Genomic DNA, 18,046 nt, shown 5'->3' with positions numbered 1-18,046 from the left:
ATGCTGTGCTTGCTTATCCTCGTATAACAGCCTCTTATGCCGTTTCTGTTCGTCAGTACCGGATTTTGCCGTTTCGCTTCCTTCACTGCATATCTCACGATAAACCAGCTTGCGACGTACTAATGGTTCGGGGTTTCAATCCGCCCATAAGGGACTTACACCCTCTGGAAAAATAACACACTGTAAGATTTGTTTTAGAATTCGTAAATTTGTATTTTCGAATTTTTATTCGAGCTTACAGTGTGGGTCCTGCTCATGCAGGGCACACACAGCAGTTTGCAGAAATGGCGGGTTTTGGGCTTAATTTAAAGTTGGTTTTGTACTTGCAAAATCAGTGTTTAACCGAAAGTTTAGACTTCCTTAATCCGCCACTTCTGCAAGCTGCAAAACGTCAGGCTGTGAAAAAACCTCATTTAGTCGCTGTTTTGACTTAAAATCATCCTCATAAACATCACTACAATCGTTCTACTACAAGCTCTTTTTTAGGCAGCAAATTGTAGCTCATTTTCAATAATGTCTTTACAAAGCCTAAAATAGTTCGTAATAAAGACAATACAAGCTTTTGCTTTGTAGGGTGTGTTCCAGTTCTTGATTTTGGCAATTAAATCGGGTACACCAAGAATATTTATCGTGCGTTTGATGTTGTAGACAAGCATAATTAAACTATGCTCCCCATTTACTTTTTCGAGGCCCGTCAAATTGGTGTGATTGTAACCCCATTGTCTCTTGATGGTTCCAAATATATGTTCGTTGATTTCTTGCCGTGTGCGGTACAATTGTGGGTTTTCCCGATAACGTTTATTATTTTCTTCAACGGCACTAGCATACTCGCTACGGTCTATTTCCCTTCCTGCAGGTCTTGCAGTACAAAGATGTTTTACGGGACATTCTTTGCAAGATGGTGTTCGGTATTTCTTAAATTGATATCCGCTTTGTTCTGTTCGACCACTTTTTTTATGCCATCTTCCCGTCGTTCTTAAAATTTCTCCTTGGGGACATGTGTAAGTGTCATCGGCTTTATTGTAGATGAATTTGGCTACCAAATAATCTGGTTGTGTGACGCTTTCTTTACTTGTTCCTGGCGTAGGATGGGCTACAATGGTGGTGATGTTATGGTTTATGCATTGGGCAATTTCCCTTCCATTATGGTAGCCTTTATCTACCAAAACGGTGAAAGTCTCTACGCCCAAATTTTCTTTTGCTTCCAAAGCGATAGCTCCTAAAGCGTTAAGATCGTTACGATTTATGGTATGAGTGGCTACGACCAAATTGTGCTTATTGTCAACTGCTGCTTGGATATTGTAACTTATCTCGACTACTACTCCTTGTACCAAAAGGGCTCGTGCGTCTTGATCAGTGGTGCTTATTTGGGGCTGTCCACTAGCTTTTAGTTTTTCTTGCAGAACTTCATAACCGATTTTATTAGTTTTTAAACGCTCTATTTTCTCTTGAATTTTAGTTATCTTAATACTGCTGTCTTGTAAATCGTTTTGATCTAAATCGGTTAAGTATTCTTGAGTTTTCTCCTCAATATAAGCTAAATGTCTATCAATTTTCTTTTGATTGAAATTAGCTTTCTTGCTGTTGTGCGCTCTACTTTTAGTACCATCAATGGCAATGGTTTCACCGGCAATCAAGTCCACATCTTTGAGGAATGAAACAAAGAGTTTGAACAAGTTTTTCAATCCCGATGGATTCTGTTTTCTAAAATCAGAAATACTATGGTAGTTCGGTACAATTCCACACAAAAGCCATTGTAGTTCAATATTACGAACACACTCTTTTTGCAGTTTTCTAGAGCTTCGCAAGCCATTTAAATAACCATATAAATATATTTTAAGGAACAGTTTAGTGTCGAAACTTGGACGACCTTCTGTCTTTAACGTTTGAATCTTAAAACCTAAAGTCTGTATTGACAACGCTTCCACAAAAGCGTCTACAAAACGAACTGGATTATCTGGTAAAATCATGTCTTCTAAACTTGAAAAGACCATCTGATTGCGCGGTATTCCTGTGATGTGTTGCATCATTAAATATACAACTTTTCTTCCTTTTATTTAATATTAAGTGTTATATTTGAAAGAAATAAACGGAAGTTTTTTCACAGACTGACGTTATAGCCAAGTTTAGAACGACATCAACAATAAAGAACACTTGAATGAAAATTAGCAGACCTGCAATTATGAAATTATCCGAAATGATATGTGGAAACGAAGCATTCAATCATTTTCCTTATCGTTCTTCATCTCAGTTGACAAAATTTTTCATAGATAACGACCTCGACTTTGTACACGATGGCTCTACTAGGCATTTATGGGTTCAAGACGTTTTAAATAAACTTAATGAACAATCAATTGAAGAAGATAATTTGCCAAATAGAGATTTAATTAAAGCAATAATATCATTAGTGAATCCAGATTATTTTCTTTTTGATGATAAATTAGACCATAAAAAAGCTGTTGAAGATGTAAATAAGTCCTTAAAATCATCAAAAATAATACTCAAAGAGAAAGCTGACGGACAATATTTGCTAACAACATTAACTGGACAATTTATTTCTACGGGTATTAGCGAAATTGAAGCAATACAACAAATTACTTTTACGCCATCTGTATTCAAAATACCTAAGAAACCAACAAATTCGAAATTAATTTCAGTAATGATGCCTTTTAGCCCAGCTTATCGTGGGACATATGAAGCAATAAAACGAGTTGCCGACCATATGGAATTAGAGTGTTTAAGAGCTGACGACATTTGGGAAAACTCAACTATTATACAAGATATTTTTGACTTAATATTTTGCTCAAGAATAGTTATCGTAGATTTTAGCGAAAGAAATCCAAACGTTATGTATGAAACTGGAATTGCTCATACACTTGGAAAAATAGTAATTCCAATAACACAATCATTCAATGATATTCCTTCAGACTTAGGACATCACAGAGCATTGAAATATTTGCCGAATGATGAAGGTTACCGAAATTTATCAAATGAACTTTACAAAAGAATTAGAACTATAATTGAAGAAAAATAAAACCTGGCTATAACAGCTGTTTTGATATAGCTGGAATTTAGTGGAGTTACCGTTTCGCATCAAGTCCCCAGCTCTACGATCCCGAAGACTTTCGGGACCTGACTTAGGACACACGTTGAGCAAACAATACTATTCCGTAATCAAAGTCATAGCGAGGAACGACCTGTTCGCCGTGGAGAAAGCTATCTCACTAAAACACATCGACAATCAAAATAAAAAACTATTGTAAAGGAAGTACTGGATGGGATTGCTTCATTCTTGTCAATGACCCACTACATCAAATTCCTATCTCACTAAAACACTTCGACAATCAAAATAAAAAACTATTGTAAAGGAAGTACTGGATGGGATTGCTTCATTCTTCGCAATGACATAGTCCATCAAATTACGAAATCTGTAAACCCTTACGAATAATTTATTATGCAAATCTAAAGGCTCTACGATCCCGAAGACTTTCGGGACCTGACTTAGGACACACGTTGAGCAAACAATACTATTCCGTAATCAAAGTCATAGCGAGGAACGACCTGTTCGCCGTGGAGAAAGCTATCTCACTAAAACACATCGACAATCAAAATAAAAAACTATTGTAAAGGAAGTACTGGATGGGATTGCTTCATTCTTGTCAATGACCCACTACATCAAATTCCTATCTCACTAAAACACATCGACAATTAAAATAAAAAAGCCTATTGGAACGGAAATACTGGATGAGATTGCTTCGTTCCTCGCAATGACACAGTGCATCAAATTAAAGTCTCTGCTATCCAAAAACATTCGGAACACAACTACGGACACACGCTGTGAAAACAAAATAATTCGGTAATCTTCAATGTAAAAACTTTCCTTACATTTACTACCTTTCAATCGAAAAGAAACTCAATTCAAAATGAAAACCAAATCTAGGATAGCATCAATAGTAAAAGGGAATAGTTTAGATTCTACTGTTACCGGTTTACCAACATTTCATTTATCAGAATTGAACCTTCCAAATGACCTGGAATTTCAATTACCCACAAATATAAGGCTAGGTCATTTAGCTGAAAAAATTGTTTCTGAATTGATTAAATCATCAGTAAATTACAATGTTCTATATGAAAATTTTCAGATAGTTGAAGATCAGAAAACCATAGGTGAAATTGATTTTATAATTGAAAACAGTATTGAAAAGAAGTTAATTCACTTGGAATTAGCCTATAAATTCTACTTGTTTGATCCTAGTATTTCTTCGGAAATCATAAATAACTGGATAGGTCCGAATAGAAACGATTCTTTAACCGAGAAATTAGACAAGTTAAAGACAAAACAATTTCCTTTATTGTACCATAACTGTACTGCTTCAAACTTTGATACTATCGACATCAGCTGCGTTACTCAAGCGCTATGTTTATTGGTCTCCTTGTTTGTTCCTTATGAATTCAAAACCAAATTAGCTCCTATTTATGAAAAAGCTATCAAAGGCTATTATGTAAACTTAGATACATTTATTAGCCTTGACAATCCTGAAAAATTGTATTGTTTACCTTCAAAAAAGGAATGGGGAATGGATCCTTCGGAAAATGAAATTTGGACAGACTATGAAGGTGTCGAAAATCAAATTAACACAAGCATAAATGAAAAGCAAGCGCCATTGTGCTGGCAAAAACATAACGGAACTTATTTGTCTTTTTTTATTGTTTGGTGGTAGATCAATTTAATTGGTTAAACGTATATAAACCTGTTCTACGTTCTCGGGAACTTTTGGGACACGGTTTCGAAAAAAACGTTGAACAAACAATACTGTTCCGCAATCAAAGTCATAGCAAGGAACGACCTGTTTGCCCTGGAGAAAGCTATCACACTGAAACACATCGACAATAAAAATAAAAAATCCTGCAGATACGGAAATACTGGATGCCATTCCTCTCCCGATGTGTCGGTATCGGAATGAACTATTTGTTTTTGAAAACAATAACGCTCTCTTTAGCCCTGATGGAAGCGGCATCCCATGCTTTTTGGCGTGGATATAGCGGACAGCAGGAAGAGGCGTTCTTAAAAGAACAATTATTCTGCTCCTAAAAAACAACCCAGCTAGATTCGAGGGTACTGAAAAAGCCTTTTTTAACAATACTATAATGTGCCAAAAAACCAAAAAAATTGTTTCCTACTACCTCTGCAATCCTTATATTTGCAGTCTTGAAAAAAACATAAAATGAAGATATCTTACAATTGGTTAAAACAATTCATCAAAATAGACTGGAATTCAGAAGAAACAGCTGCTTTACTAACTGATTTAGGTCTGGAAGTAGAGATTGTCGATAAATACCAATCTATAAAAGGAGGATTAGAAGGAATCGTGGTTGGACATGTACTTACATGTGTTCCGCATCCTGATGCCGATAGATTAAAAATTACTACAGTAGATCTTGGTACTGGAACACCTGTACAAATTGTATGTGGTGCTGCAAATGTTGATGCAGGTCAAAAAGTGCCTGTGGCTACTATAGGAACCGTTTTATATGATGCAGCAGGAGTTGCGTTTACTATTAAGAAAGGTAAAATTCGTGGACAGGAAAGTCACGGAATGATATGCGCTGAAGATGAATTAGGTCTTGGCGAGGGACACGACGGAATTATGGTTTTAGATGAATCATTAGTTCCTGGTACAGCAGCAGCAACCGTATTTAAGATTGAAAATGACGAAGTATTTGAAATAGGCCTTACGCCTAACCGTGCTGATGCAATGAGTCATTATGGTACTGCACGTGATTTAAGAGCAGGATTATTGCAAAAAGGAGTTAATGTTGAATTAATTACTCCTTCAGTAAGCAACTTTAGAGTTGACATGCGAACACTTAAAATTGATGTTAACGTTGAAGACACAACATTAGCACCAAGATATTGTGGTGTGACAATTTCAGGAATTACCGTTAAGCCATCTCCAAACTGGTTACAAGACAGACTAAAAGCGATAGGAATTGCTCCAAAAAACAATATAGTTGATGTCACTAATTACGTTTTACACGAATTAGGGCAGCCATTACACGCTTTTGACGCTTCAAAAATTACTGGTAAAGTAATTGTAAAAACACTTCCTGCAGGAACAAAGTTTACCACTTTGGACGATGTGGAAAGAACCTTACATGAGGAAGATTTAATGATATGTGATGAAAAAGGTCCTATGTGTATTGCAGGGGTTTTTGGTGGAACAAAATCAGGAGTTTCTGAGAATACAAATTCGATTTTCTTAGAAAGCGCTTATTTTAATCCGGTAAGCATTAGAAAAACAGCCAAAAGACACCAATTAAATACTGATGCATCTTTCCGTTTTGAAAGAGGAATTGACCCTACTATTACCGCTTACGCATTAAAACGTGCGGCTCTTTTGATTCAAGAAGTGGCTGGTGGAGAAATCACATCGGATGTAACTGATATTTACCAAAAGAAAATTGAAGACTTTGCAGTCTTTTTAAACTTTGATAAAGCGGCAAAAATTATTGGTCAGGAATTACCTAAAGATACTATCAAGAAAATATTAGTTTCTTTAGACATAAAAGTGAATAGTGTTTCAGAAACAGGATTAGGATTGACAATTCCTTCTTACCGTGTTGATGTACAAAGAGAAATTGATGTTATCGAGGAAATATTAAGAGTATACGGATACAATAACATTAATTTTTCAAAGAAATTAAATGCTACGGTTTCAAACGCTCCTAGAAATGAAGATTATAAAATCCAAAATATAGTTGCCACACAATTGAATTCACAAGGATTTAATGAAATGATGGCAAATTCATTGACAACAGCCTCTTACGTTGAACTGTCAGATATGCTTAAGGAAGAACATAATGTTACTATGTTAAATCCACTAAGTAATGATTTAGCCACCTTGAGACAATCTTTATTGTTCTCTGGGCTGGAAGCGATATCTTATAATATTAATCGCAAGAACAGTGATTTAAAATTATTTGAATTTGGGAAGTCATACCATAAATTTCTTTCAGGATTTGAAGAACACAAACATTTAACTTTATTCCTTACAGGAAACAGAAACAAAGAAAGCTGGACAAACGCTCAAAAACCTTCTGATTTCTTTTTATTCAAAGGATATGTTGACGCAATTCTTGCTCGATTTGGAATCCAAAAAACGCAAAACACTCCAGTAACTTCAGATATTTTTTCAGAAGGAATTGCAATTGGTGTTGGTCATAACGCCTTAGTTGAATTTGGAGTTGTAAAAAAATCTATTTTGAAAACTTTCGGAATTAAGCAGGAAGTGTTTTATGCTGATTTCAATTGGGATATTTTATTAAAAATGATTTCAAGCAAAATTAAATTCACTGAAATTCCTAAATATCCAGAAGTACGTAGAGACTTAGCCTTGCTAGTTGATCAAAATGTAACTTATGACAGTATTTATGCTATTGCGAGACAAACAGAGAAAAGCCTTTTAAAAGAGATCAATTTATTTGATGTTTACGAAGGGAAGAATCTACCGGAAGGAAAAAAATCATACGCTCTAAGCTTCATCATTCAAGATAGTGCAAAAACTTTGACAGATACTCAAATTGATAAAATTATGAGCAAACTGCAAAAGAATTTTGAAACAGAACTTGGTGCAAGTTTAAGATAAAAATATATTTTTTTTTAAATGTAAAAATCCCAATTCTAAAAATAGAATTGGGATTTTTTGCTTTGAAGCTTATAAGTATCACTAAATATGATTATAATAACATTGAATGTAATGTACTTTTTAAAAAAGCATTAAAAGTAATTTAAAAAACATATTTTTTTTTCCTCTTTTATTTAAATATTGCCGCAAATACAGCTAGTAAAATTACGAAACTGTATAGTGAAATAAAAATAAGAGCAATTACTCCTATATACTTAAAATGGGATTTTAAATATTTAAAAGATTCATTCAATAATTCATTGTCATTATTTTTAAAGGCATTTTTTGTTTTTGAAGAAAATTGAAACAAATAATAAACAGGGAAAAAATATATAAGGGCAAGAATCAAATATAGTACCGTAATAAATCCTGTACCAATACCGGCAAAAGGAGCACCCCCTCCGCTTAAAGCACCTAATTTTGAAAAAATAGTACCTACAAACAAAGCAAGAATTACCATAAATCCTATACCTATAAAACCAAGTATTGATAAAAAGTAAGTCCACTTTGCTGTTTCTTTTAAAAACCCATGTGTTTCATCTGTAAATTCAAAATTTTTTGTCATTATACTTTGTTCCATTTTAATAAAGATTAAGATTATATCCTCAAATTTAGTAAAATATTTATTACAAAAAAATATATAACCAATTATAATTTTAAATCATTTACATAATTAGAATTAATAAAAACAATCAGAAATTACAACATAAAAAAAAAGCCTCACATTACTGTGAGGCTTTTCTATTATAAGAAAGATTGAGAATTATTTTTTCTCAGACTTTTCCATTTTAGCTTTCAATGCAGCTAATACATCATTACTATCTCCTAATGTAGATGCAGGTGCATTTGCAGAAGAAGCAGATGAAGTATTTTCAGTTGCAGTTTTCACATTTTTCTCTTCTTCTTCACGGAAGATAGCAGTGTGAGATGCAACAACTCTTTTGAATTCTTTGTTAAATTCGATTACTTTGAAATCAGCAGATTCACCTTTTTTCAATTTCTTACCGTCTTCTTTTTCAAGGTGACGAGTAGGAATGAAAGCAACGATATCATCTCCAAATTCTACAGTAGCTCCTTTGTCAACAATTTCAGAGATTTCTCCGTTGTGGATAGTTCCCACTGCGAATGAACCTTCGTATTGATCCCAAGGATTAGGAGTAGTTTGTTTGTGACCTAAAGATAATTTACGTCCGTCAACATCTAATTCTAATACTACTACATCAAGTTTCTCACCAACATTTACAAATTCAGATGGGTGTTTGATTTTCTTAGTCCAAGATAAGTCAGAGATGTAAATTAATCCATCAATTCCTTCTTCAAGTTCTACGAAGATACCAAAGTTTGTAAAGTTTCTAACGATACCTGAATGTTTAGAACCTACAGGATATTTAGTAGTGATATCAGTCCAAGGATCTTGAGACAATTGTTTGATACCTAATGACATTTTACGGTCATCTCTATCTAAAGTTAAGATTTGAGCCTCAACAATATCACCTACTTTTACGAAATCTTGAGCAGAACGTAAATGAGTAGACCATGACATTTCAGAAACGTGGATCAAACCTTCAACACCTTCAGCAACTTCGATAAATGCACCGTAATCAGCGATTACAACTACTTTACCTTTTACTTTGTCTCCAATTGCTAAGTTAGCATCTAGAGCATCCCAAGGGTGAGCGTTTAATTGTTTCAATCCTAATTGAATTCTTGTTTTCTCATCATCGAAATCAAGGATTACAACGTTTAATTTTTGATCTAATTCAAGAACTTCAGATGGGTGGTTAATTCTTGACCAAGAAAGGTCAGTAATGTGAATTAATCCATCAACACCACCTAAATCAATAAACACACCATAAGAAGTAATGTTTTTAACAACACCTTCTAATACTTGTCCTTTTTGTAATTGACCGATGATCTCTTTCTTCTGAACCTCAATATCCGCTTCAATAAGCGCTTTGTGAGATACAACAACGTTTTTAAATTCGTGGTTGATTTTCACAACTTTGAATTCCATCATTTTGTTTACGTACACATCGTAATCTCTAATTGGCTTAACGTCAATTTGAGATCCTGGTAAGAAAGCTTCAATTCCGAAAACGTCAACGATCATACCACCTTTAGTTCTGCATTTTACAAAACCATTAACGATTTCTCCTGTTTCGTTAGCCGAAATAACTCTATCCCAAGATTTGATAGTACGTGCTTTTCTATGAGACAATACTAATTGACCTGTTTTATCCTCACGGATGTCAATTAATACCTCTACAGTATCACCTACTTTTAATGCTGGGTTGTAACGGAATTCGTTTAATGAAATAACACCTTCCGATTTTGCGTTGATATCAACGATTACGTCTCTATCTGTAATTCTAACAACAGTACCATCTACTACTTCTTCTTGGTCAGTAGCGATAAAAGTTTTTGATACTAATTCTTCGAATTCTAATAAGTTTTTCTCATCTACTAGATCAATACCTTCTTCGAAGTTATGCCAGTTGAAATTTGCTAAAAACTCTTCTTGTGATTGGATTTGTTCAGACATGCTGATAAAAATTTGTATTCTGTATTTTCTCGAGTTTCTTAAAGTGATAGAAAACAACAGAAGTTGTTTGTATAATTAATTGATACCCAATGGAAACTCTTATCCACCAAAAGGTGTGCAAAGATAATTCATTTTTATTTAATTACAAAAAAATTACAGAAAGAAAATCAAAACCCACCGAAGTTGTAAGTTGCTGATAATCAGAAGCGAATGATTCAATCCTGTTTATAAACATCGTTCCTGCTCTCCCCTTTATCTCTTTGTCCCTAAAGATCGGAACAAAGAGGATATCAGTTCGATCAGGGCTACAAAGCTATTATAGTGATTATTAACAATAAAAAACCCGATCATTATAAAACGATCGGGTCAAGTATAAACTATATTAATTCTAGTGAGTTATATTTTCCATCTCACTTCTATTGTGCTTGTGTTTAAACATAAAAGCAAAAGCAATTGCTATAACCAAAGCATACATCGCGAAGGAAAGCCAAATGTTAGGCCAATCTTTTCCAGTAGGTGTTGTAAAATAAGCGTCAATTAAATAACCACTTACAAAACTTCCAAAAACAGCGCCAAAACCATTTGTCATCATCATAAACAATCCTTGTGCACTAGAACGTATACTTGAATCAGTAGATGTCTCTATAAATAAAGATCCTGAGATATTAAAGAAATCAAATGCCATTCCGTATACAACGCATGACAATATAATCATCCATAAATTATCCGCTGGATCGCCATAAGCAAATAAACCAAAACGTAAAACCCAAGCAAACATACTAATAAGCATAACCTGTTTTATACCAAATCTCTTTAAAAAGAAAGGAATCGCTAGAATAAAAACAGTTTCTGAAACTTGAGAAATAGACAATATTATAGTGGAGTATTTAACCACAAATGAATCAGCGTATTTTGGAATATTAGCAAAATCAGACAAGAAAGTGTCTCCATACATATTAGTTAACTGCAATGCGCCACCTAAAAACATTGAAAATATAAAGAATAAAGCCATTTTATAAGTTCCAAATAACTTAAATGCATTTAATCCTAAAGATTCAATCCAAGACGAATCTTTGTTAGTAAGTTTCTGAGGAGGACAATTAGGCAAAGTAAATGAATAAATCCCTAATGCAATCGCGACAATTGCTGCTATATAAAATTGATTTGCAGAGGCTTTATTTCCAGTAAGATTCGTAATCCACATAGCGACTATAAAACCTATAGTTCCCCATACACGAATAGGTGGAAATACTTTAACAACATCAAATTTATTGTTTTTTAATATCGTAAAAGCAATAGAATTAGACAATGAAATAGTAGGCATATAAAAAAGCATAGCCAATAAAATCACATAATATAATTCACTAGGACTATCAACTGTAGGCACATAGAATAAAACTAAACCATAAAAGATATGTAATAATCCATATAACTTTTCGGCGCTTATCCATCTGTCAGCAATAATACCAGTAAATGCAGGCATTAGAATAGATGATATTCCAAGTGTTGAAAAAATTGCTCCAAATTCTGCTCCAGACCAGCCTTTTGTATTAAAACAATAGGTTCCAATTGTGATCAACCAAGCTCCCCAAACAAAAAATTGAAGAAAACTCATTATAATTAACCTAAACTTGATACTCATTAATAAAGTTTTTAATTTTTAAAAAATATTCACCCGTAAATCTAATACTTAAAATGAAACCTACAATGTTTTAGTTAATTCATTTATTAATTCTAAAACAACTTCAAATTGTTCCTTACGGCTAAGATGTGAATTATCAATCTCAATAGCATCATCCGCTATTACCAACGGAGAGTCATCTCTATGAGTATCAATATAATCACGATCTTCAACATTTTTTAAAACTTCTTCATATGTAACGGCATCTCCCTTTTCCACTAGTTCATCATATCGCCTTTGTGCTCGTGTTGCAGCACTTGCTGTCATAAATATTTTAAGTTCGGCATCAGGAAAAACAACGGTACAAATATCTCTACCATCCATTACAATCCCTTTATCCTTACCCATTTCCTGTTGTTGCTCCACTAATTTTGCTCGCACTTCCGAAACTTCGGCCACTTTACTCACAAAACCAGAAACCTCAATTGTACGGATAACAGTTTCCACATTAACATCATTTAGATACATTTCGGCATAACCCAGATCAGCATTGTATTTAAATTGCAATTTTATCAAAGGCAGACTCTTAATTAGCGAATCTTTATCAAAAAAATCACTCCCTATATATCCATTTTGCATCGCATATAACGCTACTGCACGATACATAGCGCCTGTATCAACATATACATATCCCAAATGATTGGCCAATTGTTTGGCTAAAGTACTTTTTCCTGTGGATGAAAATCCGTCTATCGCGATGGTAATTTTTTTCAATTTCTTTTTTAATTTAATTTTATGAATATAAAACTATTCGTTTTAGTAATAAATACTCAAAATGATATTCGTTTTAGAATTGTCTAATATTTTTTCCAGCCTTTCAAAATATTTTTCATTAACCATTGGACAACCAAAACTTTTACAAATAAATTCGTCTTGTTCTTCATAGGGAACACTAGAGTATTTATGTAAAACTATATTTCTGTCAAATGCATTACAATTAGTTTTGTCCAACCCGTGTAATTTATATGCTTTCCCAAATACTCCATTATAATATTTTCCTATTGAATATTTCCCTAATGAAGTGCAAAGTGAATTATTTGTGTTACTAAATTTCAGAATTCCTTTAATTTCTGTTTCTGATCCCAAACCGTGCGCAACTAAACCTTCATCAATAATTTTATCATTTTTCAAATCATATATAAAAAATCGATTTTTACCTGATGGAATACTCATATCAATAAAAAAAGCAATTTCTTTATTGTATTTTGGATTTTTATTAATTATTGCTTTTACTTCTTTTACCTGATCATCGAGTTTTTCTCCAATTAATTCACTCTTAGGATTCTTATTGAAACTCGAAAATACCAGCCCAATAAAAATCAAAACAAAAAATAGCTTTTTCATTTCTTTAATTTTTAATATTATATTTTTAATCCAAATCACTATCATCTATCACTCTCGCCTTGTATTGATTAAAAATCATTCTTGAAAGTTAATAGTTAACCCAAAAAGACTTGTATTCCCTGCCAATGTATACCTGGAATAGGAATAATTGAATTTCAACTTGTTCATTTTCAACCCGAAACCCAGAGATACTCCCGAAAAATTTCGTTGTTCTAAAACCTGTAACTCTTCGGCTCTCCTAAAGTTATATCCTAATCGAAGATTAAAAGACTTTTTAGGAAAAAGCTCAACGCCAAAAATAACATGGCGCATAGCGTTATTTATAAAACTCACTTTTTGCTCTTTTACACTTCCGTCGATAGATAACTCTGTACTGGAAGGATTTGAAAAAGAAATATTCCATTGTTGCAGATTCTCTAATGTAAGATGCCATCTTACTGGTACATTTTCTAACTCCTGAGAAACACCAACTATTATTTCTAAGGGTAATTTTTCATTTACACCGGAATAACTTGTAATCTGAGTACCAATATTTCGCACCACAAGCCCCCAATTGACATCATTCTTTTCATCTATATATAAAAACCCCAAATCCACTGCCGCTCCAAAAGAATGATAACTCTCTAGAGTAGACGAAATTAATTTAGTATTTACACCTATGAATAGATCCGTATTAGGAATCGAATAGGCATATCCCAATGAAAGAGCTATTTCGTTTCCTGTAAATTGTGATGTTGCCTGTCCGTTTTGATCATAACCATCAAATTTACCATAATTAACATAATTAACTCCTGCCTGAAATGTTTGCAAATGTCTGTCATAGGTATAAGCATAAGAAGCAGTTCCATAAGTCACTTCCTTAAAATAGCTACCGTAATTCAAAGCCAGATTATTATCCATATCTGCATTTATAGTAGCCGGATTAAAATGAACCTGATTCACATCATTGTCATAAATCGTGATCGTTTTACCTCCCAAAGCTGCCTGTCTCGGTGATGTCACGAGATTCAAAAACTGATATACGTACTTCCCTCCTATCTGGCCGTATGATACGACACAAAAAAGAAATAAAAAAACCAACATCAATTTTCTGAGCATATTTTATGTCTCCATTACTATAATAAAACGCGGATGTAAAGATAAAATTATATTAGTGAAACTTATCTTTTTTTAACTTCAACTTCTTAAAAAATAAAATTCCAAAATCATCACTTATTTACCATAAGCTTTGATTTTGGAATCTTATTATAAATTATAAAGGGAATTAAAGCGTTTTAGCGTTTTTTACCTTTTGATCCGTAATTGCAATTTTCAATACCTCACTCATTTCCTTTACATAATGAAACGAAAGTCCCTCAATATATTCTGGTTTGATTTCATCAATATCACTTTTATTTTCATGACACAAAATAATCTCTTTAATATTAGCACGTTTAGCTGCCAGTATTTTTTCTTTGATTCCACCCACAGGCAATACTTTTCCTCTTAGAGTAATCTCACCAGTCATAGCGATATTTTTCTTTACTCTTTTTTGAGTAAATAACGACACTAGTGAAGTAAGCATAGCTATTCCCGCACTTGGTCCATCTTTTGGCGTAGCTCCTTCAGGAACGTGCAAGTGAATATTGTACTTAGATAAAATTTCTGGATTTAAACCTAAAAGTTCCGCATTGGCTTTAATATATTCTAATGCAATAGTTGCCGACTCTTTCATCACAGTTCCTAAATTACCTGTAATGGTCATAGTTCCTTTACCCGGAGAAATTAAAGACTCAATAAAAAGAATATCTCCTCCTACACTCGTCCAAGCTAAACCTGTTACGACACCTGCAACGTCATTACTCTCGTACTTATCTCTTTCTAATCTTGGTACACCTAAAACTTTAATAATATCTTCATCTGTAACCTTCTTATTGTACTCTTCTTCCATCGCAACTGATTTTGCTGCATTACGGATTACCTGTGCAATTTTGGCTTCTAATCCACGAACTCCAGACTCACGTGTATACCCTTCAACGATTTTTTCAAGTTGTTTTTTTCCTATAGTTAAATGCTTCGAAGTCATTCCGTGCTCCTTCAACTGTCTTGGAAATAAATGTTGTTTAGCAATTTCTACTTTCTCTTCAATAGTATAACCAGACATTTTTATAATCTCCATTCTATCTCTCAATGCAGGCTGAATTGTAGACATATTATTTGAAGTGGCAATAAACATCACTTTCGATAAATCATAACCCATTTCAAGGAAATTATCGTAAAAAGAGTTGTTTTGTTCCGGATCTAAAACTTCCAACAAAGCCGAAGACGGATCTCCTTGATTGCTACTCGATAATTTATCAATTTCATCTAATACAAACACAGGATTTGATGTTCCTGCTTTCTTTAAACTTTGAATAATTCTACCTGGCATAGCTCCAATATAGGTCTTTCTATGACCACGAATCTCAGCTTCATCACGTAACCCTCCAAGAGAAATTCGAACATATTCTCTACCTAAAGCTTCTGCTACTGATCTACCAATTGAAGTTTTTCCAACACCCGGAGGTCCTGTTAAACAAATAATAGGCGATTTCATATCATTACGAAGTTTTAAAACAGCCAAATGTTCTATCATTCTTTTCTTAACTTCTTCTAATCCAAAATGATCCCTGTCTAGAATCTTTTGTGCTCTTTTTAAATCAAAATTATCTTTCGAATAAACATCCCAAGGCAACTCTAAATATACCTCAAGATAATTTCTTTGAATCCCAAAATCAGGCGCTTGAGGATTCATACGACGCATTTTTGACAATTCTTTTTCAAAATGCTTCTGCGTTTTTTCATCCCACTTCTTAGTTTTGGACTTTTGAAGCATTTCATCCATTTCTTCCTCTTGTGAAACACCACCTAGTTCTTCTTGAATGGTTTTCATTTGTTGGTGCAAGAAATATTCTCTTTGTTGTTGGTCTAAATCAAAACGAACTTTAGACTGAATATCGTTTTTAAGTTCCAGTTTCTGAAGCTCAATATTCATATAACGAAGAGTCGCTAATGCTCTTTCTTTAAGTCCGTTAATTTCAAGCAAGCCTTGCTTTTCTTCAACAGAAAGATTCATATTAGAGGTCACAAAATTAATTAAGAAAGACTGGCTTTCAATGTTCTTAATTGCAAAAGTAGCTTCACTAGGAATATTTGGACTTTCCTTAATAATCTGGATCGCTAATTCCTTAACAGATTCAAGAATAGCTAAAAATTCAGTGTCTTCACTATTTGGTCTGTCCTCAGTAAACTCTTTAATAGTGGCTGTCATATAAGGATCCTCAGAGACAACAGTGTCAATTTCGAATCGTTTTTTCCCTTGAAGTATAACAGTTGTATTTCCATCAGGCATTTTTAGAACACGTAAAATTTTAGCAACGGTTCCTACTGTATGAATATCATCTTTAGTTGGTTCTTCATCTTCCTCATTTTTTTGAGAAACAACTCCAATGATTTTTCCATTAGCATTAGCGTCATTTATCAATTTTATGGATTTATCACGTCCGGCAGTAATTGGAATTACAACACCAGGAAATAAAACCATATTACGAAGAGGTAAAATAGGCAATGAATCTGGTAATTCTTCATTAATCATTTCTTCCTCGTCTTCGGGAGTCAATAATGGTATTAATTCTGCTTCAGAGTCAAATTCTTGAAGTGACAGATTGTCAATAGTAAGTATTTTATGGTTTGACATATTATATTTAAGTCTTTTTGTCATTAAAAAAATTCATTTGAAAACAAATATAAGGCATCCTCATTATAATTTTATATAAAACAGGCATTAAACCCAGATATTCATTCGAACATATAAAAAATGCAATCTTTGTGCCATAATAGAATTAATAATAGCCTAAAACTTATATTAAGGATACAGAAAATCCAATTTATATTAAATTTAGATTTTATAACTATAATTAAAACATACGTAATATACTATAAAATAAAAACGTCATATAGATTCAAATTAATTCATATATCGTTAAATTTGTTTTGATTAACCAATGACAAACCATTAATTATGAAAACCACATTAAAATCAGTGATCTGTATTACATTGTTTTTTACCACTATTGCAAATGCACAATGGTACTTAAAAGACAGAATAAAAGGAAACGGAAAAATGATTACTGAACAAAGAAATACAACTTCTTATGATGAAATTAATGTTTCCGGTTTTCTCGATGTAGAATTAGTTTCTGGAAAAGAAGGTAATATCAGTATTTATGGAGAAGAAAACATAGTCTCATATATTAAAATTGAGGTGAAAGGTTCCGCTTTGAAAATATATACCGATAAAAACATTAGTATCAGTACCGGAAAAAAATTAGTGATTACTGTTCCGTTTGAAAGTATCAATAGCATTTCGCTTACAGGTTCTGGTGGCATAGTCTCAAAAAACACTATAAAATCAGCTCATTTTGCTACAAAATTAACAGGTTCCGGAGATATCAAATTAACTGTTGAAGCATCAAAAACTGAAGCAAGTTTAAATGGATCCGGAAATATTATTTTAAAAGGAAACGCAAAAGATTTCATGTCTAAAATAGCGGGATCAGGAAATATAGAAGCTTATGCTTTTAGAGTTGAAAATGCCGATGTTTCAATTGCAGGTTCTGGAGATACATCAGTATTTTGCACTAATAACATAAAAGCAAGAGTATCTGGATCCGGAAACATTGATTACAAGGGTAACCCAAAAACTAAAGACACCAAAGTAAATGGTTCAGGAGATATCACACAAAAATAAAATGTCTATTTGACAAATTATATGGT

At 33.2% G+C, this 18,046-nt stretch carries 12 protein-coding genes; 4 read left to right on the top strand and 8 right to left on the bottom strand.

Translation table 11 applies throughout. From position 1 onward, the window contains the following. Positions 1–482: 482 nt before the first annotated feature. Positions 483–2,030 carry an IS1182 family transposase gene (locus tag FLAK523_RS11185; protein WP_248903399.1) on the bottom strand — a complete coding sequence of 516 codons (1,548 nt, stop codon included), beginning with the start codon at positions 2,028–2,030 and terminating at the stop codon, positions 483–485. Between the two features lie 128 nt (positions 2,031–2,158). Here FLAK523_RS11185 and FLAK523_RS11180 point away from each other — a divergent pair, with 128 nt between their 5' ends. The 3 genes from FLAK523_RS11180 (at position 2,159) to pheT (ending at position 7,646) form a co-directional block, all read left to right on the top strand. Next, entirely contained in the window at positions 2,159–3,034 is an 876-nt protein-coding gene (locus FLAK523_RS11180) for a hypothetical protein (protein WP_248903398.1), read from the top strand. 889 nt (positions 3,035–3,923) lie between these two features. Then, positions 3,924–4,721 (top strand): DUF1853 family protein, encoded by a 798-nt coding sequence (locus tag FLAK523_RS11175; protein ID WP_248903397.1) that lies wholly within the window; start codon positions 3,924–3,926, stop codon positions 4,719–4,721. A 504-nt stretch (positions 4,722–5,225) separates the two neighbouring features. Beyond that, positions 5,226–7,646 carry a phenylalanine--tRNA ligase subunit beta gene (gene pheT, locus FLAK523_RS11170; RefSeq protein WP_248903396.1) on the top strand — a complete coding sequence of 807 codons (2,421 nt, stop codon included), beginning with the start codon at positions 5,226–5,228 and terminating at the stop codon, positions 7,644–7,646. Positions 7,647–7,815: 169 nt separating this feature from the next. Here pheT and FLAK523_RS11165 read toward each other — a convergent pair whose 3' ends face one another. From FLAK523_RS11165 to lon, 7 genes are all read right to left on the bottom strand, one after another. Further along, positions 7,816–8,250 carry a hypothetical protein gene (locus tag FLAK523_RS11165; RefSeq protein WP_248903395.1) on the bottom strand — a complete coding sequence of 145 codons (435 nt, stop codon included), beginning with the start codon at positions 8,248–8,250 and terminating at the stop codon, positions 7,816–7,818. 198 nt (positions 8,251–8,448) lie between these two features. Further along, positions 8,449–10,227, bottom strand: coding sequence for a 30S ribosomal protein S1 (gene rpsA, locus FLAK523_RS11160; RefSeq protein ID WP_248903394.1), 1,779 nt, complete (start codon positions 10,225–10,227; stop codon positions 8,449–8,451). 388 nt (positions 10,228–10,615) lie between these two features. Further along, positions 10,616–11,869: a nucleoside permease gene (locus FLAK523_RS11155; protein WP_248903393.1), complete on the bottom strand. Its 1,254-nt coding sequence runs from the start codon at positions 11,867–11,869 to the stop codon at positions 10,616–10,618. Between the two features lie 60 nt (positions 11,870–11,929). Then, a complete protein-coding gene (gene cmk, locus FLAK523_RS11150) occupies positions 11,930–12,622 on the bottom strand; it encodes a (d)CMP kinase (RefSeq protein WP_248903392.1) in 693 nt (230 codons plus the stop codon). 42 nt (positions 12,623–12,664) lie between these two features. After that, positions 12,665–13,252 carry a murein L,D-transpeptidase catalytic domain-containing protein gene (locus FLAK523_RS11145; protein WP_248903391.1) on the bottom strand — a complete coding sequence of 196 codons (588 nt, stop codon included), beginning with the start codon at positions 13,250–13,252 and terminating at the stop codon, positions 12,665–12,667. Between the two features lie 75 nt (positions 13,253–13,327). Continuing rightward, entirely contained in the window at positions 13,328–14,350 is a 1,023-nt protein-coding gene (porQ, locus tag FLAK523_RS11140) for a type IX secretion system protein PorQ (RefSeq protein ID WP_248903390.1), read from the bottom strand. 166 nt (positions 14,351–14,516) lie between these two features. Then, a complete protein-coding gene (lon, locus tag FLAK523_RS11135; protein ID WP_248903389.1) occupies positions 14,517–16,967 on the bottom strand; it encodes an endopeptidase La in 2,451 nt (816 codons plus the stop codon). Positions 16,968–17,291: 324 nt separating this feature from the next. On the opposite strand from lon, the gene FLAK523_RS11130 reads away from it, so the two are divergent. Continuing rightward, positions 17,292–18,020, top strand: a complete 729-nt coding sequence (locus FLAK523_RS11130; RefSeq protein ID WP_248903388.1) for a head GIN domain-containing protein — start codon at positions 17,292–17,294, stop codon at positions 18,018–18,020. Positions 18,021–18,046 lie beyond the last annotated feature (26 nt).

Source organism: Flavobacterium sp. K5-23 (assembly GCF_023278045.1).
In the GTDB taxonomy this organism is placed as follows: domain Bacteria; phylum Bacteroidota; class Bacteroidia; order Flavobacteriales; family Flavobacteriaceae; genus Flavobacterium.
Note: the sequence above shows the minus strand (reverse complement) of the source record. Positions and strands in the feature narration are given on the sequence as shown.

Coding starts and splice junctions, on each gene's coding strand:
- FLAK523_RS11185 (WP_248903399.1), bottom strand. CDS start 2,030: ATGATGCAACACATCACAGGAATACCGCGCAATCAGATGGTCTTTTCA.
- FLAK523_RS11180 (WP_248903398.1), top strand. CDS start 2,159: ATGAAAATTAGCAGACCTGCAATTATGAAATTATCCGAAATGATATGT.
- FLAK523_RS11175 (WP_248903397.1), top strand. CDS start 3,924: ATGAAAACCAAATCTAGGATAGCATCAATAGTAAAAGGGAATAGTTTA.
- pheT (WP_248903396.1), top strand. CDS start 5,226: ATGAAGATATCTTACAATTGGTTAAAACAATTCATCAAAATAGACTGG.
- FLAK523_RS11165 (WP_248903395.1), bottom strand. CDS start 8,250: ATGACAAAAAATTTTGAATTTACAGATGAAACACATGGGTTTTTAAAA.
- rpsA (WP_248903394.1), bottom strand. CDS start 10,227: ATGTCTGAACAAATCCAATCACAAGAAGAGTTTTTAGCAAATTTCAAC.
- FLAK523_RS11155 (WP_248903393.1), bottom strand. CDS start 11,869: ATGAGTATCAAGTTTAGGTTAATTATAATGAGTTTTCTTCAATTTTTT.
- FLAK523_RS11145 (WP_248903391.1), bottom strand. CDS start 13,252: ATGAAAAAGCTATTTTTTGTTTTGATTTTTATTGGGCTGGTATTTTCG.
- porQ (WP_248903390.1), bottom strand. CDS start 14,350: ATGCTCAGAAAATTGATGTTGGTTTTTTTATTTCTTTTTTGTGTCGTA.
- lon (WP_248903389.1), bottom strand. CDS start 16,967: ATGTCAAACCATAAAATACTTACTATTGACAATCTGTCACTTCAAGAA.
- FLAK523_RS11130 (WP_248903388.1), top strand. CDS start 17,292: ATGAAAACCACATTAAAATCAGTGATCTGTATTACATTGTTTTTTACC.